The sequence below is a fragment of the Sphaerisporangium sp. NPDC051017 genome (assembly GCF_040683095.1).
Lineage (GTDB): Bacteria > Actinomycetota > Actinomycetes > Streptosporangiales > Streptosporangiaceae > Sphaerisporangium.
Genome location: NZ_JBFBCI010000002.1, coordinates 1 through 23,852, shown reverse-complemented (window position 1 = coordinate 23,852; position 23,852 = coordinate 1). Strand labels below are relative to the sequence as shown.

Sequence of the window (23,852 nt, the reverse complement as noted above, 5' to 3'; positions counted from 1 at the left end):
CCGATGTGATACCGACCCGGACAAAATGGCTCGGTTCGGCTCGTCCGGCGGCGGACGCCGGGTCACGCCTGGGAGCGGCGGCGATCGAACAGGCCGAAACGGCGGCCGTTTCCTGCCCGGGCGGCGGGCGCCTCTTCGCCTCCCCCCGGCGTGCCCGAGAGGGCACGGCCGACGGTCTCCTCGCTGATGTCGGCCCGCCGCAGCATGCCGGCGAAGACGGTCTCGGTGAGCTCCCTGCGGGCGTCCGGCGAGCACAGCGCCGCCAGCGCGGCCAGCAGCGGCAGGTACGCCGGGTCGGGCTGTGCGGGGAAGTCCTCGGCCACCACGCGGGCCTCCACCACCGGGCCGTGAGCGGCGGCGAGCAGGGGGTGGAACCGGCGGATCTGCCCCTCGGGGTCGCCGGGATGCAGCCAGTGGATCGCCGCGACGGCGTACCCGTGCCGGCGCAGCGCCGCGTGGACGGCCGGCCGACCGGCCGGATCGTCCCCTCGCACGCTCAGCTCGGCGCACATGACGTCCAGCGCCTGCCGGTCCAGCGGCTCCCGCACCGCGGCCGCGACCAGGTCGCCGGTCGGCAGAGGGGCGAGGACCTTCACGAGTTCGCCGGGCGGCAGGTACGCGGCCAGCCGCAGCGTGACCGCCGGATCGGTCACGGCCATCCGGGACAGGGCCATGGCGAGCTGTGGCGACAGCCAGTGGTCGGCGTTCCGGCGCAGGTCTTCGAAGTCGTCCACGGTCGGGTCGGGGCCGTAGGCCAGGTCCAGCACCACCGGGTACAGGTGTGCCTCCAGCGCAGGGTCCAGGGACCGGGCCGCCACCAGGATCCGGCGGTCGCGGACGATCCGGCGCAGGGCGTCGCGCTCGGCGGCGTCCCCGGTGCGCGGCAGGGACCCGAGCCGGGACAGGCACCGGGCCACGCGCCGGGTGTCCCCCTCATCGACGCCGTCGGCGCAGGCGAGCAGCAGCCCGCCCAGGGTCTGCGGCGGAGCGGATCCGGACCCGCCGCCCGGGGACGGATCGTCGAGCTCGGCGATGTCCGGTGATCTCAGCGACCGCGGTGTGGTGTCGCGGGCGAACCGCGCGACCAGGTCGCCGAGGCGGGGGTGGTCGGCCAGCAGGTCGTGGTAGCGCCGGACGGTCTCCGGCGCTTCGGCGACCCGTACCGGCTCCCCCCACCCGATCACGTGCGCGCCCTCGGGGGCGTGCCGGGCGAACGACAGCTTGATGCGGTGGCGTGAGGCGCTGTCGGTCCACGTCGAGAGCGTCAGCCTGCTCCTGAGGCCGTAGGGGAGCAGAGCCGCCACGCTGTCGAGGAAACGAAGCCGGGCCGGCATCGGGACTCCCTCGGCGCCCACCACGCACACCGGATCCCCAGTGAGCAGCAGCGCCGCCGCGCCCATGGCGGTCTGGTCGGCGCGGTCGGTCGTCTCCTCCACGTCCAGCGCCGCAACGTCCGCGGTCAGCAGGCCCGCGGCGGGCAGTGTGCGGGGGGCGAGTGCCCGGTAGAGCGTCTCGTAATCGACCGGACCCTGGGCGAGCTCGGCGTAGGGCAGGCAGAAGTACCGTGTGAGGGCGATGTCGCGGCCCATGCCGTCACGCTCGGCGGACCACTCCTGGACCGCCATGCCGACGTGGGGGGTATCGCCGTGCCCGTTGACCCAGCTGATCGTCACGCGGGGCAGGTTGGCGGGGGCGCCGGGGGTGTACCGGGCGATGATCTCGCCGAAGTCGTCCCGGTCGAATCGCCCGTCGCTGCACGCCAGGACGTCGTCGCCGTCCGCGGTTCCCGGACGTTTGCCCCATAGCGCCCACTCGGCGGTGATTCGTACCATCGGCCGTCCTCATCGGTCGCGGGGGCTAGCGGTTCAGGAAGTCCACGAGCAGGGACACACCGATGGCGCAGACAATGATCACCAGCGTGAACCAGATGAACAAGATCCCGTTGGACAGTGAGACGCGGCGCCACCACGGGTCGCGGGCCTCATCCTTCTCGTATCGCCGCGTGGACGGGCCGCCGGACAGCGCCTCCAGCATCGCGCCGGGGGGTGATCCCGGGGAGTTCTGCCAGGTCCGCGCGTCCGGCGCGGCCTGCTCCCGGGCCGGCGCGGCGTGTCCGTACAGCGAGGTGGCGGCCGAGACCACCGGCCGCCACTCCGGGGGCAGCACGCTGCCGAGGACCTCCTGCACCTGGGCGTGGTCGAGGGACGGCCCGTAGGCGGCCACCAGCAGCCCCCGCAGCGCGGCGCTCTGGGCCGTGTGGTCGTCGCGGTACAGCCTCGCGATCGCGGGAGCGAGGTAGGCGTGCGCGCTCAGCGCGGGCGCGATCTCGGGGTCGTCGCCGCCCTCGCCGCCGCGGCCGACCAGCTCGGCGTGGATGAACCGGACGACCGGCGGGTCGCACGCCTCGGCCGCGGCGAACCTGACGAGATCGGGCGTCTGTATCGCCGAGAGGAGGCGCGACCTGTCGGGATCCTGGACGCGCATGGCCAGCAGCAGCATGGCCTGCGGCTCCATCGTCTTCATACGCGCCATGGCCGTGTACGCCGGGGATCCCCCTCCGGTGAACGACAGGACCCGCTCCATGATGTTGATCGTCAGAAGCCGTCCGTACCCGAGAGGCAGCGCCAGGTCGTAGACCGCGTCCCTGAGGCCGGCCCGGGGGATGGCGTCCACCCGGGGCAGCAGCCGCGACTCGACGATGTCACGGTAGTGCTCGCGTTCGTGCGCGCTCGGCACCTGGGAGCGCAGCAACCGCGCCAGCTCCGCCACCTGGTCGTCGAGATCGGCGTACTCCCCCTGTTCCAGAAGCTCGCCGCAGCGGTTCAGGCCTCTGTAGAACGCGGGCAGCGGCGAGGAGCCGTGGACGGGCCGGTGCCCGGAGTCGCCGAGCGCGGCCAGTGCCTGCCTCGGCGCCTCCTTGAACGTCAGCGGGTCGGTCGCCACGGCGAAGGCCTCGGCTATCTCGCCGGGGGCCCGGCGGGTCAGCACGTCGTAGAAATAGCGGGAGACGTCGGACCAGGTGCTGAATCCTTCCGCTCCTCCGCCCAAGGTCAGGGTGGAGGCCCCTTCACGCGGGCGCTTGGCGAAGGAGAGCTTGATCTGGTGCGTCGCCGAGCTGTCGGTCCACGTGGAGGCGGTCAGCCGGGTCCGGAGGCCGTAGGGGAGCAGCGCGGCCACCGTGTCCAGGTACCGCAGGCGCTCGGTCATGGGCAGGTGGCCGCCACCGGTCACGCAGACCTGCGCGTCGGCGAGCAGCAGCGCGGCCGCCGCCATGGCCGTGTCGTCGGCGGTGTCCGCGAGTCGGTGCGGCTCCGACGCCGGGACGCTCACGATGAGCGGTCCGTCCACCGGCAGGCTGTGGGCGGCGAGGACCTCGTACAGCGCCTGGTAGGAGACCGGCCCGGCGGCCAGCTGGGCGTAGGGTACGCAGAAGTAGCTGGTGACGGCGATCGGCCGCCCGAAGCCGTCGCGCTGGCCCGACCACGCCTGGACGGCCAGGCCGACGTACGGCACGTCGCCGCGCCCGTACACCCAGCTGATCGTCACCTGGGGCAGGTTCGGCAGGGTGCCGGGCGACCACTTCGTGAGGATCTCGTGGAAGTCCTCGCGGGTGAACGGGCCCCGGCTGCAGTCCAGGACGCTGTAGTCGTCGTCGGTGCCGGGACGCTTTCCCCACAGCGCCCACTCGGCGGTGACCTTCACTTCGCGGCTCACCCTCTCGTCTCCCCTGCCGGGCGCTCGGCGGAGATCCGCCGGCCGAGCCAGACCATCGGCTCCATCACATTGATCGGATGGACCGGGCCGCGGATCTGGAAGCCGCTTCCGGGCGAGGTCGCGGTGCCGGCCTCGCCGGCGGCCGGCCTCGCGGTCGGCACCAGGTTCTGCGGGTCGTCCGGATCGAACGCGCCTTTCTCGTTGTCCAGGTAGAACCCGATCGACGAGGTCACGAAGAACTTGATGCGGTCATGCCGGAAATGCTGCTTGAGAGCGGGCACCACCATCTTCGCGTTGCCGTAGCGCGATATGCCGCAGAGCTGTTCGAACAACTCTTCGGCGTAGTCGTCGTCAATCCGCGGGAATCCGAAAGGGTCATCGGGGTCGGGGGCCAGCAATCCGAGCTTTTCCGCCGTCTGCAGAACCTTCAGCTCGTCGAATTTGGTGACGCACACCGCCAGATGGTGGGGCAGGACGTCGCCGGCGTACCGGTTCCCGGTGAGCATCCGCCCGGCCAGTTCCGTGAGCACCCCGTGCAGATAGCTGAAGGCGTCGCCCACTTTGTGCTCGCGGATGGGATCGAACAGATAGACGATTCCGCGGCTGCCCTGGAGGTTGTTCAGCAGTTCCTCGCGGCTGGTGGGCGCGCTGGCCCGCTTGGCGCTGTAGAACCCGCCCGGCGCGTCCAGCACGTCCAGCCCGATCCGCTCGCTCTGGACGCTCTTGCGGCCGAGCGGCCAGCGCCGTTTCTCGATCTGCCGGGTGAGGAACCACTTGTACTGGCCGAGGGCCAGCGTCGCGTCGGGGAAGCGCTGCTGCTCCGACAGCGCGCTGGTCATCTCGATGAGGAAGTCGCGGGACGGGCCGTCGGCGCCGACCACCTTCCACGGGCCCTTCTTGAGGATCAGGGCGATGTTGAGCGCGGCCAGGAACGTGGTCTTCCCGCTGCCGGGTGCGCCCCAAACGGCGATGTTGGGTGTGGGACGTGCCGATGGTTGCTGTTCGGGGGGCATGGTGTCCTCATCTGGATCTGACGCCGGATCTGACGCATCGCGTCCTCGTCAGGACGCCGCTGAGAAGGGGAAGGGAACGCGCTGGACCTGGGACGCCACGAGGCCGAGGGACGCGCCGAACTCGTCGACGTCCATCGCGTCGAGGTGGGCGAGCGCGGTGGCGCCGAGGCGGGACCAGACCGGGTGGGCGCGTTCGGGGGGCTGGTCGCAGATCGCCCCGAGTGCGAGCCTGTTCTCCAGACCGGCCAGGAGCGCCTCCCAGCCGAGCCGCCGGGGACAGGGCAGGATCTCCGAGGCGTTCGCCCGGGGCGGGTGCGGCGGCCGGTCGCCCACGGTGAGCAGCGCCGTCCGCTCCCGGCCGCCGTCGCCCAGCCTGTGCGTCACCTCGGCCAGCATGTCCTCGACCTGCGCCGCGTAGGCGTAGTCGTGCGTCCCGGCCTCCGGCGGGCGCACGTGCCGCTCCTCCAGCCGGAGCAGGACCTCCTGTGCCCGGCGCGGGGATGAGCGCCAGCAGGGGACGGTGACCGGCTGGTCGGGCACGCCGCGCTGGAAGACGTGCGAGGCATAGGCGATCAGCGAGACCACCGTGCGGCCCGCCTCTGCGTCGGCCAGCGTCGAGAGGAGCTGGCCGACGCGGTCGAGCCGCGCCCGGACGCGCTCCTCCGGCCCGCTGACCTGGACGGCGCAGATCAGGTGGGCCGGGTCGGCAGGACGGTCCAGCCGCTGTGGCACGGCGGCCACCAGCTCGTCCCAGGTGCTGTCGCACCGGGCGAGCCCCGGCAGGCCCGTGAAGCGCACGCGGCCCGGGCGCTCCAGCTCCGCCACGATCGTGTGCGCGCCGGGCGGGAGTTTGGCGGCGTGCACGGACAGCAGGGCCGGACGCAGCGCCTGCCACGCGGTGATCGCGAACACGGTCCCGTTCTCGTCGCTCGGCTCGCACCGGACGGCGAACTCGACGCGATCGCCGCGGCGGGCCTCCAGCCCGAACAAGGGGAGGGAGGCGAGCCGTAGCTGCCCGGTCGCCGGGTGCCGCTTGAGCACCACCAGTTCGTAGGACTGCGTCAGCGGCTCGTCCATGATGGCCTGGCGCAGCAGGTCGGCGACGGACTCGCCGGCCTCGGTGAAGGCGAGCGCCCGCGGGTGGGCCGCCTGGAGCGACGCCATGGCCCGGCGGGCCCGCCCGTCCTCGGGGGCGGTGCACACGATGACGACGGCGGGGTCGCCGGGACCGCCCTCGGCGGCGGCGAGCGCCCGCTCCGCCGTGGCGACGGGGTCGCCGGCCCAGGGCACGGGGTGGCCCACCCGGCCGCGCGGAGTGCCCGTCTGGTCCCGGCGAACGTGCAGGACGGCGATGCCCTCGGCGCCCGCCTCGAACACGAGGAGAAACCTGGGGGCGGCGAGTTCCGCGATCGCCGCGACGAGGGCCTTACCGAGGAGGTTCTCACCCGATTCGGTCAAAGAACGCTCCCATGACGCGGCACAACAAACCGGCCATCACTCCCCATAATGTGATAAATGCTCGCGCTTCTCGTTGCACACGCATGCACATATGGCCGAGCCTCTCGGCGCCGCCCCCGCGGCGTGGTGTCAATCCCTATAGCAAGGTACATGTATAGCCTAATCGCGCTACAACCTCGTGGTCCTGGCATGGACGATTTAGGATGTCCTCCGCTCCACCTAGGCCGCCATTGCGGGGAGAATAGATGAGAAAGTTACTAATTGTCCTATCCGGCGCTAGGCCGGACATCCTCGAACGGTGGCCGACGGACCGGGGTAAATTCGAGGGCATCGGCGGAGCCGTCCTCACCACCAGCGTCCTGGCCACCATCTCCATGACGTTCGCCCTGTCCAGTGCCCTGGGCCTCAGCATCTTCGTCGCCGTCCCCGCCGGAATCGTCTGGGGCCTGGCGATCCTGAGCCTGGACCGATGGCTCGTCAGCTCCATCCAGCCCGACGGGCCGCGCCGGTGGCGGATGGCCGTTCCCCGCATCCTGATGGCCGTACTCCTCGGCGTCGTGACCTCCACACCGCTGGTGCTGCAGATCTTCAAGTCCGAGATCGACGCGCAGATCGTCGAGATCAAGCAGGACCGGGCCAACTCGTTCACGGGCGAGCAGAACAGCGGCACCGTCGGGCAGCAGATCGCGCGGCTGCGCAAGGCCGTGGCCGATCAGGAGGCGATCGTCACCTCCGGCGGCGAGGGCGCACAGGCCCCGGACGCGGATCCGAAGATCAAGTCGCTGACCGCCGAGCGTGCCAAGGCGATCGACGAGCGCGAAAGGCAGTATGACGAGTGGCAGTGCCAGCTCTACGGCGGCCCTGACTGCCCGCGCAAGGGCGACGGGGTGCTGGCCAAGGCCAGCGAGAAGGCCTACAAGAAGGCCAAGAACAGGGTCGACGCGCTCAACGCGCAGATCGAGAACCGTAAGCGGGAACTGGCCGCCAACGACGCGAACGCCAAGAGCGAACGGCTCGCCTCGGCCAAGGCCGCGCTGCCCGCCCTCCGCTCCCAGCTCGACGCCGCGCTGCGCCAGCAGGCCGGCCTGCAGGCGTCGTTCGACGCGGAGAACCAGAGCCTCAACGGGCTGCTGATCCGGCTGCGCGCGCTCAACGAGGTGTCCGGCAAGGACATGACGCTGAACGGAGCGCGCCTCCTGCTGTTCCTGATGTTCCTGCTCATCGAGTGCCTGCCGGTCGCGGTCAAGCTCATGCAGAAGCCCGGCAACTACGAGAAGGTCCTCGCGCTGGTGGCGCGCAACGAGCTGCTGGACGCCCGCGACAGCCTGAACGCCGGGCCGAGGCTCGGATCCGGGGGGACCTCCGCGACGGTGCGCGAGATCTGGAACCGGCCGTCCGCCACCGAACCCGACGCCCCGGCCGCCGGTCCGCCGCGCGGTCCCGAGCCCTTCGTCCCGCCGCGCGCCCGCGACGCGGAGGCGGAGCCGTCCGAGCAGGTCAGCACGAGTCACGATTTCGGCGACCTGGAGGACGAGGCGCTGCGCGGGATGCCCGACACGCGCACCGCCGCGCTGCCGGGCGGGCGCTCCGAGCGCACCCGGGGGTACGAGCTGTTCCCCGACGAGGACTGATCCGTCCCGATGGATCGAGGACCGGTACACCTGCTCAAGAACCGTTACGCGCTCGTGGAGCTTCTCGGCGGGGGAGGGATGGGCGACGTCTGGCTCGCGGACGACCGCGTGCTCGGCCGCCAGGTCGCGATCAAGGAGCTGGTGGTCTCCGACGACGGGGAGCCGCTGCCCGTGCGCCGCAAGCGCGCCCTGCGCGAGGCCAGAGCGGCGGCGGCCATCGAACACCCCAGCGTGGTCGACATCTACGACATGTTCGAGGAGCACGGCCGCCCCTGGATCGTCATGCCCTATATCAGGGGCCGCTCCCTGCGCGACCTGATCGAGGACGGCCCGCTCGCCGAGCGCGAGGTCGCCCGGATCGGCGTGCGCGTCCTCGGCGCCCTGGAAGCGGCCCATCGCGCCCGCGTCCTGCACCGCGATGTGAAGCCCGCCAACATCCTCGTCGGCGACGACGGCCGGGTGTACCTCGCGGACTTCGGGATCGCGCACGTGGCCGGCCAGAGCACGCTCACCGGCCGTCACGCGTTCGTCGGCACGCTGGAGTTCATGGCCCCCGAGCGCATCGAGGGACGGCCGCTCGGCCCGGCGTCGGACCTGTGGTCGCTCGGGGTCACGTTCTTCTGCGCGCTGGAGGGTTACTCGCCCTTCCGGCACGACGACGTCCCCGCCATGATGCGGGCCATCCTGGACGTGCCCGTGCCCAAGCCTGCTCGCCCGGGGCCGCTGGCCGGCGCGGTGGAACGCCTGCTGGACAAGGACCCGCGTAGGCGGATGACCGTGCCCGAGTTGCGTGCGGTCCTGCGCTCGGTCATCGACGGCCCGCGGGTCCCGCCTTCCTTCGAGCCGACCTTCGTGGAACCGGGCCGCTCGACGGCCCCCACCCTGAAACCGCCGCGTGACGATCGGGAGGAACGGCCACCGGTCGTCGGCCCGCCCGAGCCCACCGAGGGGCTCGGCGGCCTGGGACCGGCCGAGGCCGCCAGGCGGATCGCCGGCATGGACGCGGACACGGCCGCCCGGCTGTGCGCCTCGATGCCCCCAAAGGCCGCCGGCCAGGCGCTCGCAGAGTTGGAGCCGCAGATGGCCGGGCGGGTGCTGGCCGCACTTCCCGGCACCACCGCCGCCGCGGTGCTGGCCGCGGTCGCGTACAAGACCGCGGGCCGCCTGCTGGAGACGATGACGTCCAGCCCGGGCCGCGCCGCCTCGGTGCTGCGGACGCTGAACGCGAGCCGCGCCGGGCGCACGATCGACCACATGGACCTGGACCAGGCGTCCGCGCTGCTGGTGAGGATCCGGCCCGGCGAGGCCGCCCGGATCCTCACCCACGCCCACGCCCGCACCGCCGCCTACGTCGTCCAGGCCGTCGGTGCGGCGCCCGCCGTCCCGATGGTGGAGGCGCTGTCGGCGGTGTCGGTACGCCAGGCCTGCGGGGTGCTCGCCTACGTGTCGCCGAAGACCGTCGCCACGGTTCTGCGGGCGCTGCCGCGCGACCGGGCGGGCAGGATCCTCGAAGGACTGCCCCCCTCCGCCCGCGACCAGGTGCGCCGTCATCTGCGAGGACTGCGGAGCGAGGGTTAGGCCGAGGGGGCGTACGGCCCTCCACCCCTAGACGGCGGCGGAGAGCAAGTCCTCACACGCCCGGCGAAGGCATCCGGCCCCTCGTGCCCCGAGCGGTGGGCGTCGGTGCGGTGGTGTCGTTCGCGACCCGTGGTGGCGGGCGGCAAAGCGGCAATCCGCCCAGTGGGTGAGCGTCTCTCACCTGAAGGCGCGGAGGGGACGTCAGAGCCTGTCGATCTCCGTCAAGTCGATGTCGATGTCGAACGGCACCGTGAGTCGCACACGTTCTTGGTGGCTCCCGGAAAGGACGTAGCTGTGCGTCGTCGGGTCCAGCTCGTAGACGTTCACCGCGGGACGTCCTTCGGAGCTCTCGACGAGCCAGAAGTGAGGGATGCCCGCCTCGGCGTACAACAACGGCTTCCGCTTGCGGTCGCGCTCTTCTGACTCGGGGGAGACCACCTCGACCGCGAGCACCAGATCTTCGGCTTGGTAGGCCGTGGCGTCAGGGCCTCGGAGAGCTCGGGCGTGAAAGACGATGACGTCCGGCTCTGGTCGCTGTCGCGGGCCCAGAACCACGCTCATCTCGCGACGCACGCGCAGATCGGCCGGAACCGTGCGGCGCAAGCCGTTCTCCAGCAGATACAGCATCAGAGTGCGGAAGTCTTTCTGCGGGCTCACGAGCACCAAGCTTCCATCAATCAACTCTGTGTGCGGAGGCAAATCCGGAAGGTGATCGAGGTCTTCGGCGTGGAACCCCTCAGGAGGAGGGATCAGCCAGTCGGGTAGCTCCGAATTTGTCATTGTTCCGCTCCGGACCTGGACCTTCATGCATCCCACCGTAGCAAGTGGTTCGCCTTGTGCCTGGTGCTTCGGTCACGTGGTGGCCGGCTGCTCGCGGCGGGCGCGTTCGGCGAGGGCGTGTTCGTCGGTGCGGGCGTCGTAGCGGCGGAACCTCGGCAGGGCGGCGGCCATGACGGCGACCGCCGCCACGCACAGCAGCCCGCCGGCGCCCAGGGAGAACCGGCTGCCGCCCACGTTGGCCATCAGGCCGGCCCGGGCGTCGCCGAGCATCGGCCCGGTGGAGTACGACAGCAGCTCGATGCCGGCCAGCCTGCCGCGGTACTCGTCCGGGATCGTCTGGTTCCAGAGGGTGCCGCGGAACACCCCGCTGATCGTGTCCGCGCCGCCCGCCACCGCGAGGAACACCGCCATCAGCCAGATGTTGGGCATGACGGACGCCAGCGCGACCCCCGCCCCCCAGGCCGCCGCCGCGACGATGACCGCGCGGCCGTGGCGGTGGACGTGGCCCGTCCAGCCCGAGGTGACCGAGGCGATCACCGAGCCGACCCCGCCCGCCGCGTACAGCAGGCCGAGCGCGGCGGTGGCGTGCAGCTCGTCGGCGAGGAAGGGGTAGAGCGCGTTGGAGAAGGCGAAGATCATCGCGGCGATGTCGACCAGGTAGGTGCCCATCAGGTCGGGCCGCCGGACGGCATATCGCACGCCTTCGGCCAGCGACCGCAGCGAGGCCGGGGCCGCGTCGCCGGTCAGGGGGACCGGGCCGACGCGGACGAGCAGCACCAGCGACAGCACGAAGGTGACGACGTCGATGCCGTAGGACGTGGCCGGGCCCAGGGCGAACACGACGACGCCGCCGATCGCCGGGCCCACGATCATTCCGGCGTTGCCGGCCAGGGACTGGATCGCGAAGGCGGCGCCCATCTGGTCCAGCTTCAGCACGCGGTTGATGATCGCCTGCTCGCTCGGCCTGCGCAGGCTCGTCAGCCCGGCGGAGATCGCGGCCACCACGTACAGGACCGGGATCTGCGTGGCGCGGGGGAGCAGCACGGCGTTGGCCATCAGCAGCACCGAGGTCAGGCACAGGCCCACCTCGGACAGGATGACGATCCTGCGCCGGTCGAGCGCGTCGGCGATCGCGCCGCCCCACAGGCCGAACACGACCATCGGCACGAACTCGGCCAGGCTCACCAGGCCGACCGCGATGTAGGAACCGGTGAGCTGCTTCATCTGGTACGGCACGGCCACCATGGTGAGCACGCTGCCGAATATCGAGATCGTGCTCGACCCGAGGAGCAGCCGGAAGTCGCGGGACTCGCGGATCGGGCTCACGTCGAGCCGCAGGCGCAGCAGCAGCGCCTTCAGCGCTCGCGCGGGGGTGGTTGGCACAGGCGGCAGTGTGAAGGCCGCGCCGTGCGGCGGACAACCGCTTTTTCCCGCGCGGCGTGAGCCCCGAGGGCGGCCCGGGGCTCACACACCGCGATGATCGTGGCCGCCGTCACCGGCCGAGTGGGTCAGAGACCCAGCGTCTCCCTCCTGAGGTGGGTCTTGAGGATCTTGCCTCCGGGGTTGCGCGGCAGCTCGGCCTCCCGGAACCAGAAGCGCACCGGGATCTTGAAGGGCGCCAGCGTCCCGTGGAGGAACTCCTGGAGCTCCTCCACGGTCGCGTCCGCCTCCGGCTTGAGCCGGACGACCGCGCCCACCTGCTCGCCGAGCTCCTCGTCCGGGATGCCGATGACGGCGGCGTCGTCCACGGCCGGGTGCTCGAACAGGGCCGCCTCGACCTCGGCGCAGTACACGTTCTCGCCGCCCCGGATGACCATGTCCTTGGCCCGGTCGACGATGTAGACGAAGCCCTCCTCGTCGACCTTGGCGAGGTCGCCCGTGTGCAGCCAGCCGTCGACGAACGTCTCGGCGGTGGCGTCGGGCCGGTTCCAGTACCCCGTGATCACGTTCGGCCCGCGCATGCACAGCTCGCCGACCTGGCCCGGGGGCAGCTCGTCGCCGAGGGGGCCGAGGACGCGCACGTCGCAGACCGCGAGCGGCAGGCCGATGCTGTCGGGCTTGGCCAGATAGGCGGGCCCGCTGTTGTAGATGGCCAGGGCCGTCGTCTCGGTCATGCCGTACCCGTTGGACGCCTGCCGCCTCGGCAACTGGTGGCCGATGCGTTCCAGCAGCTTCGGCGGGGCCGGCGCGCCTCCGTAGCTCACCCCGCCGAGGCTGGAGATGTCGTACGTGCCGAGGTCGGGGTGGGAGAGCAGCTGCCAGGTGTTGGTCGGCACGCCGGTCATGATCGTGACCTTCTCCCGCTCGATGAGGGCGAGCGCCTGCCCGGGGTCCCACTTGTACATCAGCACCAGTCCGCCGCCGGCGAACATCGTCGCCGTCAGCACCGCGAAGCAGCCGGTGGCGTGGAACAGCGGCACCGCGAGCAGGGTGATCCGCCGCTGGCCCGCCGCCGTGGCGGGGTCCTTGCCGGCCAGGGCGACGCTGTGCAGCACCGCGTACGCCACGCTCATCGGCGACTGGGCGAGGTTGCGGTGGCTGCCGAGGGCGCCCTTGGGCAGGCCCGTGGTGCCGGAGGTGTAGAAGATCGTGGCGGGATCCTCCGGGCCGAGGTCCACGGCCGGGAGCGTGACGTCGGCGCGCACCTCGCCGAGGACCTCGCCGAACTCCCGCGCGCCGGGCGGCAGGTCGACGCCCGCGCGGGTGACGATCATGGGGACGGCGCTGCCGCGCAGCCGCTCCGCGCGCTCGCCGTCGACGATGACGAGCCGGGCGCCCGAGTCCGACAGCCCGTACTCCAGCTCGGGTGTCGTCCACCAGGCGTTCAGCGGCACGGCGATGGCCCCGGCGGCCAGCACGGCGGAGAAGGCGACGACCCACTCGGGATGGTTGCGCATGGCGATGGCGACGCGGTCGCCCTTGACGACGCCGTAGTCCTCGACGAGCCGGCCGGCCAGCGTGGCGGCCCGCCGGTAGTGCTCCTCGTAGGTGAGCCGTTCGTCCTCGTAGACCAGGAAGACCTGCTCGCCGTGGAAGCGGCTGTTGCCGAGCATCGCCCGGAAGGTCAGGGGGGCGTGCTTCCACGTGCGGATCCTCGCCCCGCGGACCTCGATCTCCTCCATCTCGAAGAGCTGTCCGGGGCCGGTGAGCTGTGCCCGCACCTGCTCGTGAGTGACAGTCATGCGCGGTGACTCCCGAGAGTGAGTAGTGCCCTTTGGCACGTGACGATACCGACCGGTAGGTACGGAGGCCAGGGGGCAGAAACCCGCGGCCATGTCGTCAAGTCTCGCTTGCATGAAGATGCTTCACGATGCATACTCACTCTCGTTAGGGAGGTCATGAGTCGCAGTGCATGACCATGCAGAAAGGGGTCCGATGAAGGCGGCGATCGCCGGAGCCAGCGGATACGCCGGGGGAGAGCTTCTGCGCCTGCTCCTCGGCCACCCCACCATCGAGATCGGCGCCCTCACCGCCGGTTCCAGCGCCGGCGGCACGCTCGGCGCCCACCAGCCCCACCTGCCCACCCTGGCCGGAAGGGTGCTGCTCGACACGACGCCCGAGACCCTGGCCGGCCACGACGTCGTCTACCTCGCCCTGCCTCACGGGCAGTCCGCCGCCATCGCCGAGCGGCTGGGCGACGAGGTCCTCGTCGTCGACTGCGGCGCCGACTTCCGGCTCGAGGACCCCGCCGAGTGGACCCGCTTCTACGGCGGCACGCACGCCGGCACCTGGCCGTACGGGCTGCCGGAGCTGCCCGGCCAGCGCGAGGTCCTCAAGGGCGCCCGCCGTGTCGCCGTCCCCGGCTGCTACCCGACCGCGGCCACCCTCGCCCTGTACCCCGCCTTCGCCGCGGGGCTCGCCGAACCCGACGTCGTCGTGGTCGCCGCCAGCGGCACCTCCGGCGCCGGAAGGTCGCCCAAGCCCAACCTGCTGGGCAGCGAGGTCATGGGCTCCGCGAGCGCCTACAGCGTCGGCGGCGCCCACCGCCACACCCCCGAGATGGAGCAGAACCTCTCGCGGGTCGCCGGCACCCCGGTCACGGTCTCCTTCACGCCCGTCCTGGCCCCCATGAGCCGCGGCATCCTCGCCACCTGCACCGCCCCCGCCGCCCCCGGCCTCACCGCCGCCGCCCTGCGCGAGGCGTACGCGACGGCCGTCCAGGACGAGCCGTTCCTGCGGCTGCTGCCCGAGGGTGCCTGGCCCGCCACCTCCATGACCCTCGGCGCCAACACCGCCGCGCTGCAGGTGACCCTCGACGAGCGGTCCGGCCGCGTCGTCGCCGTCATCGCCATCGACAACCTGACCAAGGGCACCGCGGGCGGGGCGATCCAGAGCACCAACGTCGCCCTCGGTCTTGCAGAAGAACTCGGCCTTCCCTTCAACGGAGTCGCACCATGAGCGAGCGCAGCGAGAAGACGCCCGGCACGAACCACCGGGGGTGCGCGTGAGCGTCACCGCCCCCCTCGGCTTCCGCGCGGCCGGCGTCGCCGCCGGGCTCAAGTCGCACGGCGCCCGCGACATCGCCCTCGTCGTCAACGAGGGCCCCTCCCGCGCGGCCGCCGGCGTATTCACCCGCAACCGCGTGAAGGCCGCGCCCGTGCTGTGGACCCAGCAGGTGCTCACCGGCGGCCGGGTGAAGGCCGTCGTCCTCAACTCCGGCGGCGCCAACGCCTGCACCGGCCCCGCCGGCTTCCAGGACACCCACGCCACCGCCGAGAAGGTCGCCGACCTCCTCGGCGACTCCGCGGGCGAGATCGCCGTCTGCTCCACCGGGCTTATCGGCGAGCGCCTCCCCATGGACTCCCTGCTGCCCGGGGTCGAGGCCGCGGCCGGCCAGCTCTCCCGGGACGGCGGCCTTGCCGCCGCCGACGCGATCCGCACCACCGACACCGTCACCAAGATCTCCTTCCGCAGGGGCGACGGCTACATGGTGGGCGGAATGGCCAAGGGCGCGGGCATGCTCGCCCCGGCCCTCGCCACCATGCTGTGCGTCGTCACCACCGACGCCGACGTCCCCGCCGGCGAGCTCGACCGCGTCCTGCGCAAGGCCGTCGCCGTGACCTTCGACCGGCTCGACACCGACGGCTGCATGTCCACCAACGACACCGTCCTGCTGCTGGCCAGCGGAGCCTCCGGCGTCACCCCCGACCCCGCCGAGTTCGAGAAGAAGATCACCGACGTCTGCGCCGACCTGGCGCGCCAGCTCCTGGTCGACGCCGAGGGCGCCACCAAGGCCATCGCCATCGAGGTCGTGGGCGCCGCCACCGAGGACGACGCCGTCGAGGTCGGCCGCGCCGTGGCCAGGTCCAACCTCCTCAAGTGCGCCATCCACGGTGAGGACCCGAACTGGGGCCGCGTCCTGTCCGCCGTCGGCACCACCGCCGCCGCCTTCGAGCCCGACCGCGTCAACGTCGCGATCAACGGCATCTGGATCTGCCGCGCCGGCGCCGCGGGCGACGACCGCGACAAGGTCGACCTGCGCCCCCGCGACGTGACGATCACCATCGACCTGTCCGCCGGGCCGCACAGCGCGACCGTCCACACCACCGACCTCACCGCGGACTACGTCCACGAGAACTCGGCGTACTCCACATGAGCGGCGAGACGATCGGCGAGCTCAGGGCCGGGACCGGCCGCGACCAGGCGCACGCCAAGGCCGCAGTCCTCATCGAGGCCCTGCCCTGGCTCGAGAGCTTCCGCGGCCGCACGGTCGTCGTCAAGTACGGCGGCAACGCGATGACCGACGAGACCCTGCGCCAGGGCTTCGCCGACGACATGGTCTTCCTGCTGCACGCGGGCCTCAAGCCCGTCGTCGTGCACGGAGGCGGCCCGCAGATCAACGCCCACCTGGACCGGCTCGGCATCGAGAGCAGCTTCACCGCCGGGCTGCGGGTCACCACCCCCGAGGCGATGCAGGTCGTCCGCATGGTGCTCGTCGGCCAGGTCAACCGCGACGTCGTCGGCCTGATCAACCGGCACGGGCCCTTCGCCATCGGCATGTCCGGCGAGGACGCCCACCTGTTCACCGCCGAGCGCAAGCACGCCGACGTCGACGGGCGCAAGGTCGACATCGGCCAGGTCGGCGAGATCGTCAAGGTCGAGGCCGGAGCCGTGCGCGCCCTGCTGGACGACGGCCGCATCCCGGTCGTGTCGTCCGTCGCGCGCGGCGAGGACGGCGAGGTCTACAACGTCAACGCCGACACCGCCGCCGCCGCGCTCGCGGTGGCCCTGGACGCGGGCAAGCTCATCGTGCTCACCGACGTCGAGGGCCTGTACGCCGACTGGCCCGTCGCGGCGGACGGCACACCGTCCCAGGTCATCAGCCGGATCTCGGCGCCGGAGCTCAAGGTGCTCCTGCCCACCCTGTCCAGCGGCATGGCGCCCAAGATGGAGGCGTGCCTCACCGCCGTCACCGGCGGCGTGCCCCAGGCCCACGTCCTGGACGGCAGGGTGCCGCACTCGGTGCTGCTCGAAATCTTCACGGACGAGGGAATCGGAACCATGGTCTTGCCGGAGGTCCAGTCATGAGCGGCCTGGAAGAAGCCGTCGCCGCGTCCGGCTCGGACGTGATCAGCGCGAGCGCCGGATCGCTGCGCGAGCGCTTCGAGGCCGCGTTCATGCCCAACTACGGTGTGCCGCCCCTGGTGCCCGTACGCGGCGAGGGCTGCCACGTCTGGGACGCCGACGGCAGGCGCTACCTCGACCTGATCGCGGGCATCGCCGTCAGTTCCCTCGGCCACGGCCACCCCGCCCTCGTCGAGGCCGTCTCCCGCCAGGTCGCGACGCTCGCGCACACCTCCAACCTGTTCGTCAACGAGCCCGAGGTGCTGCTCGCCGAACGCCTGCTCGGCCTGCTCAAGGCCCCCGGCCGCGTGTTCCTGGCCAACTCCGGCACCGAGGCCAACGAGTGCGCACTCAAGCTCGCCATCAAACACGGCACCGCCACCGGCAGGACGTACTTCGTCGCCGCCGAGAACGGCTTCCACGGCCGTACCCTCGGCGCCCTGTCCCTGACCGGCAAGCCCTCGATCCGCGACCAGTTCGGCCCGTTCCCGATCGACGTCCGCTTCGTCCCCTACGGCGACGCCGACGCGCTCAAGCAGGCCGTCACCGAGGACTGCGCCGCCGTCTTCCTGGAGCCCACACAGGGCGAGGCCGGCGTCGTCCCCCCGCCCGCCGGTTACTTCACCGCCGCCCGGCAGATCTGCGACGCCACCGGCGCGCTGCTCGTCCTGGACGAGATCCAGTCGGCGATCGGCCGCACCGGCCACTGGTTCGCCCACCAGCACGACGGCATCACCCCCGACGTGCTCACCCTGGCCAAGGGCCTCGGCGGCGGCATGCCGATCGGCGCCTGCGTCGGCTTCGGCGACACCGGGACGATCTTCGCCAAGGGCGACCACGGGTCGACCTTCGGCGGCAACCCCGTCTCCAGCGCCGCCGCCCTGGCCGTCCTCGACACCATCGAACGCGACGGGCTGCTGGAGAACGTCCGCACCGTCGGCGCCCGGCTCGCCGCCGCCATCGACGCCGTCGACCACCCCCTGCTCGCCCGCGTCCGGGGACGCGGCCTGTGGCTGGCCGCCGTGCTCACCACCGACTCCGCCGCCGCCGTCCAGGCCGAAGCGCAGCGCGCCGGGTTCCTGGTCAACGCCGTGCAGCCCGACGCCGTCCGCATCGCGCCGCCGCTGGTGATCACCGCCGAGCAGGCCGACTCCTTCGTCACCGCCCTCCCGGGCATCCTCACGGAGGCGTCCGCATGAGCCCCGCCCACAGCACCCTCACGGCCGTCCGGCACTTCCTGCGCGACGACGACCTCAGCCCCGCCGAACAGTCCGAGGTGCTCTACCTCGCCGAGGCCATGAAGAAGGACCGCTATGGCCACCGGCCGTTCGCCGGGCCGATGACGGTGGCCGTCCTGTTCGACAAGCACTCCACCCGCACCCGCATCTCCTTCGCGGTCGGCATCGCCGAACTCGGCGGCCACCCGCTCATCATCGACGCGGGCGGCTCCCAGCTCGGGCGCGGCGAGCCCATCGAGGACACCGCGCGCGTCCTGGAACGGCAGGTCGCCGCCATCGTCTGGCGCACCTTCGGCCAGGAGCGCATCGAGGCCATGGCCTCGGCCTCCTCGGTGCCCGTCGTCAACGCCCTGACCGACGAGTTCCACCCTTGCCAGATCCTCGCCGACCTGCTCACCATCCGCGAACACCAGGGCGGCACGGCCGGGCGCACCCTCACCTACCTCGGCGACGGCGCCAACAACATGGCCCACTCCTACCTGCTCGGCGGCGCGACCGCCGGCATGCACGTCAGGATCGCCGCCCCCGCCGCCTACCACCCCGACCCGCTGATCCTCAACCGCGCCGCGCAGATCGCCGCGACCACCGGCGGCTCGGTCACCGTCCTCACCGACCCGGCCGTCGCCGTCGCCGGCACGCACGTCCTGGCCACCGACACCTGGGTCTCCATGGGCCAGGAGGGCAAGGACGAGCGCGTGGCCTCCCTCATGCCCTACCAGCTCAACGCCGAGACGCTCGCCCTGGCCGCGCCCGACGCCATCGTCCTGCACTGCCTGCCCGCCTACCGCGGCATGGAGATCACCGCCGACGTGCTGGACGGCCCGCGCAGCGTCGTCTGGGACCAGGCCGAGAACCGCCTGCACGCACAGAAGGCCCTGCTCCAGTGGCTGGTGGCACGATGAACGTCCCGCTCACCAAGGTCGGCAGGCACGCCAAGATCGCCGAACTGGTCAAGCGGCACAAGATCAAGTCCCAGCCCGAGCTCGCCCGGCTCCTCGCCGAAGGCGGCGTCGAGGTCACCCAGGCGACCCTGTCGCGCGACCTTGACGAACTGGGTGCGATGAAGCTCCGCGCCGACGACGGCTCCCTGGTGTACGCCCTGCCGGGCGAGGGCGGCGCACGCATCCCGCTGACCCGCGTCGGCTCGGGCGAGACACCGGCGGCCAGGCTCCGGCGCGTCGCCGAGGAACTCCTCGTCTCGGCCGAGGCCTCGGCCAACATCGTGATCGTCCGGACGCCTCCAGGCGCCGCGCAGTTCCTCGCCTCCGCCCTGGACCACGCCGACTGGGAGTCCATCCTCGGCACCGTCGCGGGCGACGACACGGTCCTGGTGATCAGCCGGGACCCCACGGGAGGAACCCTCCTCGCGGAGGCCCTGGTCAGGCTGACGGAGCGGCGAGGCCAGACCGCATGACGCGAGCGGAGGCGCGCCCCCTCCACGCCGTTCGACCGGTCCCTGTTTTGGGCTAGGGTCGCGGATTGAGCATTCGAACGGGCAAGTCGATGACACAGGAATCACAGGAAGACGAGGACACGGTGGCTGAGGGTGGCAAGCCCATGCGGCTCTGGGGTGGCAGGTTCGAGGGCGGTCCGGCCGACGCGCTGACGCGCCTGTCGGTCAGCGTGCAGTTCGACTGGCGCCTCGCGCCGTACGACCTGCTGGCGTCCCGGGCGCACGCCCGGGTGCTCCACCGCGCCGGGCTGCTCAGCGAGGACGAGCTGACGCGCATGCTCGACGCGCTGGAAGATCTCGAAGAGGCCTGCAGGTCCGGGGCGTTCCGGCCCACCGTGGCCGACGAGGACGTCCACACCGCGCTGGAGCGCGGCCTGCTGGAACGTCTCGGCTCGCTGGGCGGCAAGCTCCGCGCCGGCCGCAGCCGCAACGACCAGGTCGCCACCGACCTGCGCCTCTACCTGCGCGACCACGTCCGCCACATCGTCTCGCGGCTGGTCGAGCTGGAGACCGCGCTGATGAGCCAGGCCGAAGTGCACGCCGCCACCGCGGCCCCCGGCATGACCCACCTCCAGCACGCCCAGCCGGTCTCCTTCGGCCACCAGCTGCTGGCGCACGTCCACGCCATCGCCCGCGACGTCGACCGGCTGCGCGACTGGGACCGCCGCGCCGCCGTGTCCCCCCTCGGCGCGGGCGCCCTGGCCGGGTCGTCCCTGCCCCTCGACCCGCAGGCCGTCGCCGAGGAACTGGGCTTCGCCTCCGCCGCGCCGAACTCCATGGACGCCGTCGCTGACCGCGACTTCGCCGCCGAGTTCCTGTTCTGCGCCGCCCTGGCCGGGGTCCACCTGTCGCGGCTCGGCGAAGAGATCGTCCTGTGGGCCTCCCAGGAGTTCCACTGGATCGAGATGGACGACGCCTACTCCACAGGCTCGTCGATCATGCCGCAGAAGAAGAACCCCGACGTCGCCGAGCTGGCGCGTGGCAAGTCCGGCAGGCTCATCGGCAACCTGACGACCATGCTCACGATCCTCAAGGGCCTGCCGCTCACCTACAACCGCGACCTGCAGGAGGACAAGGAGCCGATCTTCGACACGGTCGACACCCTCCTGCTCGTCCTGCCCGCGATGTCCGGCCTCGTCGCCACCATGCGCGTGAACACCGCCCGCCTGGAGACCTCGGCGCCCGACGGCTTCGCCCTCGCCACCGACCTCGCCGAGCTGCTCGTCCGCAAGGGCGTGCCGTTCCGCGACGCCCACGAGGCGGTCGGCCACCTCGTCGTGTGGTGCCAGGTCAACGACACCACCTTCGAGAAGCTCACCGAGGAGGACCTGGCGAAGATCTCTCCCCACTTCGCCACCGCCACCGGGGAAGGCATCGGCGCCCTCGACGTGCTCAACGTCCAGGGCGCGCTGGCCTCCCGCAAGGCGTTCGGAGGCACCGCCCCCGACCGGGTCCGCGACCAGCTCGGCGCCCTCCGCGAGATCGTCGACGGCCAGGCGGCGTGGGCGAGCGGCTCCTAGACAGGAAGTTCTTCGACCGGCCCTCGGCCGAGGTCGCGCCCGCCCTGCTCGGGCGCGTCCTCGTCCACGGGCCGGTCGCCGTGCGCCTCACCGAGGTCGAGGCGTACGGCCCTCCGGGAGAGGACCCCGCGTCCCACACCTACCGGGGCCGCACCCCCCGCAACGCCGTGATGTTCGGCCCGCCCGGCCACCTGTACGTCTACTTCACCTACGGCATGCACTTCTGCGCCAACCTCGTATGCCTGCCCGAGGGCATGGGCTCCGGGGTGCTGCTACGCGCCGCGGAGGTGATCGAAGGGGCGGACCTCGTCCGCACCCGCCGCCACAGGCCGGCCACGGCCCCCGCGCTCACCCGCCCCGGCCGCCCCCTGCCGGAGCGTGACCTGGCCCGCGGGCCCGCGCGGCTCGCCGTCGCGCTCGGCATCGGCCGCGCGCACAACGGCCTGGACTGCTGCGCCGAGGGCGGCACGTTCCGCGTTCTGGAAGGCCACCCGGCCGACCCCGCGCTGATCCGCTCCGGCCCGCGCACCGGCGTCTCCTCCGCGGCCGACGTCCCTTGGCGCTTCTGGATCGACGCGGACCCCACCGTCTCCCCGTACCGCAAGCACGTCCCCAAGACCAGGCCGAACTGACCCGCCCCGGCCCCGCGCCGCCCCGGCACCGCTTTCGAGTGGCGCGGCGGTGAGATGATCGGGCAGGCTGTGAACAAGGCGAACAGCCACCAATCCGACCGACGACGAACGAAAGCCAGGATCGTGACCGACATCCTCGATGACCTTGCGTGGCGCGGCCTGATCGCGCAGTCCACCGACATCGACCCGCTCAGGGCGTCGATGAACGAGGGTCCGATCACGGTCTATTGCGGCTTCGACCCCACGGCGCCCTCCCTGCACGTCGGCAACCTCGTGCCGCTGCTGACCCTCACGCGCATCCAGCGCGCGGGGCACCGCGTCGTCGGGCTGGTCGGTGGCGCCACCGGCCTCATCGGCGACCCCAGCGGCAAGAGCGAGGAACGCGCGCTCAACTCCACCGAGGTCGTCGCCGAGTGGGTGCAGCGCATCCGCGTTCAGGTGGAGAAGTTCCTCGACCTGTCCGAGGTCTCCGGCTCCGTCTTGGTGAGCAACCTCGACTGGACGGCGGGCCTGTCGACGATCGACTTCCTGCGCGACGTCGGCAAGCACTTCCCCGTCAACCGCATGCTGGCCCGCGAGTCCGTCTCGGCTCGTCTGGCCGGAGAAGGGCTGAGCTACACCGAGTTCAGCTACCAGATCCTCCAGGCGAACGACTACCTGGAGCTCCACCGGCGGTTCGGCTGCACGCTCCAGATCGGCGGCAGCGACCAGTGGGGCAACATCACCGCGGGCTGCGATCTCATTCGCCGCGTCGAGGGCGGGCACGTGCACGCGCTTACCGTCCCGCTCATCACCAAGGCCGACGGCACGAAGTTCGGCAAGACCGCAGGCGGCGCCGTGTGGCTAGACCCCGAGCTGACCTCGCCGTACGCCTTCTACCAGTTCTGGCTCAACTCCGATGACCGCGACGTCGTCAAGTTCCTGAAGATCTTCAGCTTCAGGTCGCGTGAGGAGATCGAGGCGCTGGAGAAGAGCGCGTCGGAACGGCCGGCGGCCCGCGAGGCCCAGCGCGCGCTGGCCGAGGAGTTCACCACCCTGCTGCACGGCGCCGGCGAGTGCGCCGCCGTCATCGCCGCCTCGGGAGCGCTGTTCGGACAGGGCTCCCTGACCGAGCTGCCCGAGCGGACGCTCGCTGCGGCGCTCGCCGAGGTGCCGAGGACGACCGTGCCCGCACTCGGGGCCTCCTACGTCGACCTGCTCGCCGAGAGCGGGGTCGTTGAGAGCAAGTCCGCCGCCCGCCGTGCCGTCAAGGAGGGCGGGGCGTACCTGAACAACACGCGCGTCACCGACGAGGCGTACGTCCCGGCCGCCGAAGACCTGCTGAACGGGCGCTTCCTGGTGCTCCGGCGCGGGAAGCGGTCCGTCGGCGGGGTAGAGGTCGCCGCCGGGTGACCCCTGTGCCACCGCCACCGGCCCCTGCGCGCGGCGCCAGGGGCCGGTGCGCCGTTGGTAACAGTCCTGTAGCGGCTCCGTGAGACTTTGGCGCGTCGTCGCAGGTCGGCGAGGTGGCGCGCCTGTCCGGGCTCAGCGGCGATTTGACGGACCCGCGAACGAGGCTTAATGTTTTGATCACTCCAGGAACGACGGGCTGCCGAACGGCGCCTGACTCCGGGGTATCCCGAACGACAGGCTCTCGGATTCCTCCGTCTCATGATGAAGGGTCTGACTCTGACGTGTCACCCACGCTGGTACGGCTCTAGCTGTCTTTGACGGCTCGATTGGACACGCTGTGGGTGACAGGGTAAGTTGACCGGGTTGCCTTGGCGACGGGGTGAAATACTTTTACGGATTTGAGTGATTCGATTCAGATCAATTGATTTGGCCGAATCGCTCGGGTCTGGTAAAGTAAAAAATGAAGATGAACGCCCCGGGCGGGGCCGCGATCATCTAGATCACGGTTCTGGCGGTGTACGCGTCCGTTTCTTGAGAACTCAACAGTGTGTTAAAAGCCAGTGCATGAATCATGCATGAACCTCCGTCTCTCATGGCGGGCTGCCGGTTCGGTGGTCTGTGTGGGGATGGATTCCTTTGGTTGGCATTCCATGTGATGGGGTGTCTGCCGGGGTTGCTTTTCAGACATTGTTTGGAGAGTTTGATCCTGGCTCAGGACGAACGCTGGCGGCGTGCTTAACACATGCAAGTCGAGCGGAAAGGCCCTTCGGGGTACTCGAGCGGCGAACGGGTGAGTAACACGTGAGTAACCTGCCCTCAACTTCGGGATAAGCCTGGGAAACCGGGTCTAATACCGGGTAGGACCTTCGGTGGCATCGC

The 23,852-nt window shown here is 71.4% G+C and carries 18 protein-coding genes and 1 rRNA gene; 12 read left to right on the top strand and 7 right to left on the bottom strand.

Annotation, left to right across the window (positions count from 1 at the left end; all coding sequences use genetic code 11):
- Positions 1-62: 62 nt before the first annotated feature.
- Genes AB0M95_RS02740 through AB0M95_RS02725 form a run of 4 tightly spaced genes read right to left on the bottom strand, consistent with a single transcriptional unit; the run spans position 63 to position 6,185 of the window.
- Entirely contained in the window at positions 63-1,832 is a 1,770-nt protein-coding gene (locus tag AB0M95_RS02740) for a hypothetical protein (protein ID WP_363758479.1), read from the bottom strand.
- A 25-nt stretch (positions 1,833-1,857) separates the two neighbouring features.
- A complete protein-coding gene (locus AB0M95_RS02735) occupies positions 1,858-3,714 on the bottom strand; it encodes a hypothetical protein (protein WP_363758476.1) in 1,857 nt (618 codons plus the stop codon).
- On the bottom strand, positions 3,711-4,727 hold the full coding sequence (locus AB0M95_RS02730; protein ID WP_363758473.1) for a hypothetical protein: 1,017 nt from the start codon (positions 4,725-4,727) through the stop codon (positions 3,711-3,713). The genes AB0M95_RS02735 and AB0M95_RS02730 overlap by 4 nt, the downstream gene beginning before the upstream one ends.
- A gap of 48 nt (positions 4,728-4,775) precedes the next feature.
- Positions 4,776-6,185, bottom strand: coding sequence for a hypothetical protein (locus AB0M95_RS02725; RefSeq protein ID WP_363758470.1), 1,410 nt, complete (start codon positions 6,183-6,185; stop codon positions 4,776-4,778).
- A gap of 245 nt (positions 6,186-6,430) precedes the next feature.
- Between AB0M95_RS02725 and AB0M95_RS02720 the strand changes: the two genes are divergently transcribed.
- Positions 6,431-7,816 (top strand): DUF4407 domain-containing protein, encoded by a 1,386-nt coding sequence (locus AB0M95_RS02720; RefSeq protein WP_363758467.1) that lies wholly within the window; start codon positions 6,431-6,433, stop codon positions 7,814-7,816.
- Positions 7,817-7,825: 9 nt separating this feature from the next.
- The gene (locus AB0M95_RS02715; RefSeq protein WP_363758464.1) at positions 7,826-9,394 is read left to right on the top strand and encodes a protein kinase; all 1,569 of its coding nucleotides are present in this window, start codon (positions 7,826-7,828) and stop codon (positions 9,392-9,394) included.
- A 201-nt stretch (positions 9,395-9,595) separates the two neighbouring features.
- Here AB0M95_RS02715 and AB0M95_RS02710 read toward each other — a convergent pair whose 3' ends face one another.
- The 3 genes from AB0M95_RS02710 to AB0M95_RS02700 form a co-directional block, all read right to left on the bottom strand.
- Positions 9,596-10,201, bottom strand: a complete 606-nt coding sequence (locus AB0M95_RS02710; protein ID WP_363758461.1) for a Uma2 family endonuclease — start codon at positions 10,199-10,201, stop codon at positions 9,596-9,598.
- A 45-nt stretch (positions 10,202-10,246) separates the two neighbouring features.
- A complete protein-coding gene (locus tag AB0M95_RS02705; RefSeq protein WP_363758458.1) occupies positions 10,247-11,557 on the bottom strand; it encodes an MFS transporter in 1,311 nt (436 codons plus the stop codon).
- A 125-nt stretch (positions 11,558-11,682) separates the two neighbouring features.
- Positions 11,683-13,356 (bottom strand): AMP-binding protein, encoded by a 1,674-nt coding sequence (locus tag AB0M95_RS02700; RefSeq protein ID WP_363758455.1) that lies wholly within the window; start codon positions 13,354-13,356, stop codon positions 11,683-11,685.
- Positions 13,357-13,549: 193 nt separating this feature from the next.
- Between AB0M95_RS02700 and argC the strand changes: the two genes are divergently transcribed.
- From argC to AB0M95_RS02650, 10 genes are all read left to right on the top strand, one after another.
- Positions 13,550-14,572 (top strand): N-acetyl-gamma-glutamyl-phosphate reductase, encoded by a 1,023-nt coding sequence (argC, locus tag AB0M95_RS02695; protein ID WP_363758452.1) that lies wholly within the window; start codon positions 13,550-13,552, stop codon positions 14,570-14,572.
- 46 nt (positions 14,573-14,618) lie between these two features.
- Positions 14,619-15,770, top strand: coding sequence for a bifunctional glutamate N-acetyltransferase/amino-acid acetyltransferase ArgJ (gene argJ / locus AB0M95_RS02690; RefSeq protein WP_358522581.1), 1,152 nt, complete (start codon positions 14,619-14,621; stop codon positions 15,768-15,770).
- Entirely contained in the window at positions 15,767-16,702 is a 936-nt protein-coding gene (gene argB, locus AB0M95_RS02685) for an acetylglutamate kinase (RefSeq protein ID WP_363758449.1), read from the top strand. Before argJ ends, argB begins: the two co-directional genes overlap by 4 nt.
- Positions 16,699-17,937 (top strand): acetylornithine transaminase, encoded by a 1,239-nt coding sequence (locus AB0M95_RS02680; protein ID WP_363758446.1) that lies wholly within the window; start codon positions 16,699-16,701, stop codon positions 17,935-17,937. Before argB ends, AB0M95_RS02680 begins: the two co-directional genes overlap by 4 nt.
- Positions 17,934-18,878, top strand: coding sequence for an ornithine carbamoyltransferase (argF, locus tag AB0M95_RS02675; protein ID WP_363758443.1), 945 nt, complete (start codon positions 17,934-17,936; stop codon positions 18,876-18,878). The genes AB0M95_RS02680 and argF overlap by 4 nt, the downstream gene beginning before the upstream one ends.
- On the top strand, positions 18,875-19,390 hold the full coding sequence (locus AB0M95_RS02670) for an arginine repressor (RefSeq protein ID WP_358522588.1): 516 nt from the start codon (positions 18,875-18,877) through the stop codon (positions 19,388-19,390). Before argF ends, AB0M95_RS02670 begins: the two co-directional genes overlap by 4 nt.
- Before the next feature lie 89 nt (positions 19,391-19,479).
- Entirely contained in the window at positions 19,480-20,949 is a 1,470-nt protein-coding gene (gene argH, locus AB0M95_RS02665) for an argininosuccinate lyase (protein ID WP_358522624.1), read from the top strand.
- Positions 20,931-21,581: a DNA-3-methyladenine glycosylase gene (locus tag AB0M95_RS02660; RefSeq protein WP_363758440.1), complete on the top strand. Its 651-nt coding sequence runs from the start codon at positions 20,931-20,933 to the stop codon at positions 21,579-21,581. Before argH ends, AB0M95_RS02660 begins: the two co-directional genes overlap by 19 nt.
- A 123-nt stretch (positions 21,582-21,704) precedes the next feature.
- A complete protein-coding gene (tyrS, locus tag AB0M95_RS02655) occupies positions 21,705-22,973 on the top strand; it encodes a tyrosine--tRNA ligase (RefSeq protein ID WP_363758437.1) in 1,269 nt (422 codons plus the stop codon).
- Between the two features lie 688 nt (positions 22,974-23,661).
- Positions 23,662-23,852 (top strand): 16S ribosomal RNA (locus tag AB0M95_RS02650); the annotation flags it as partial.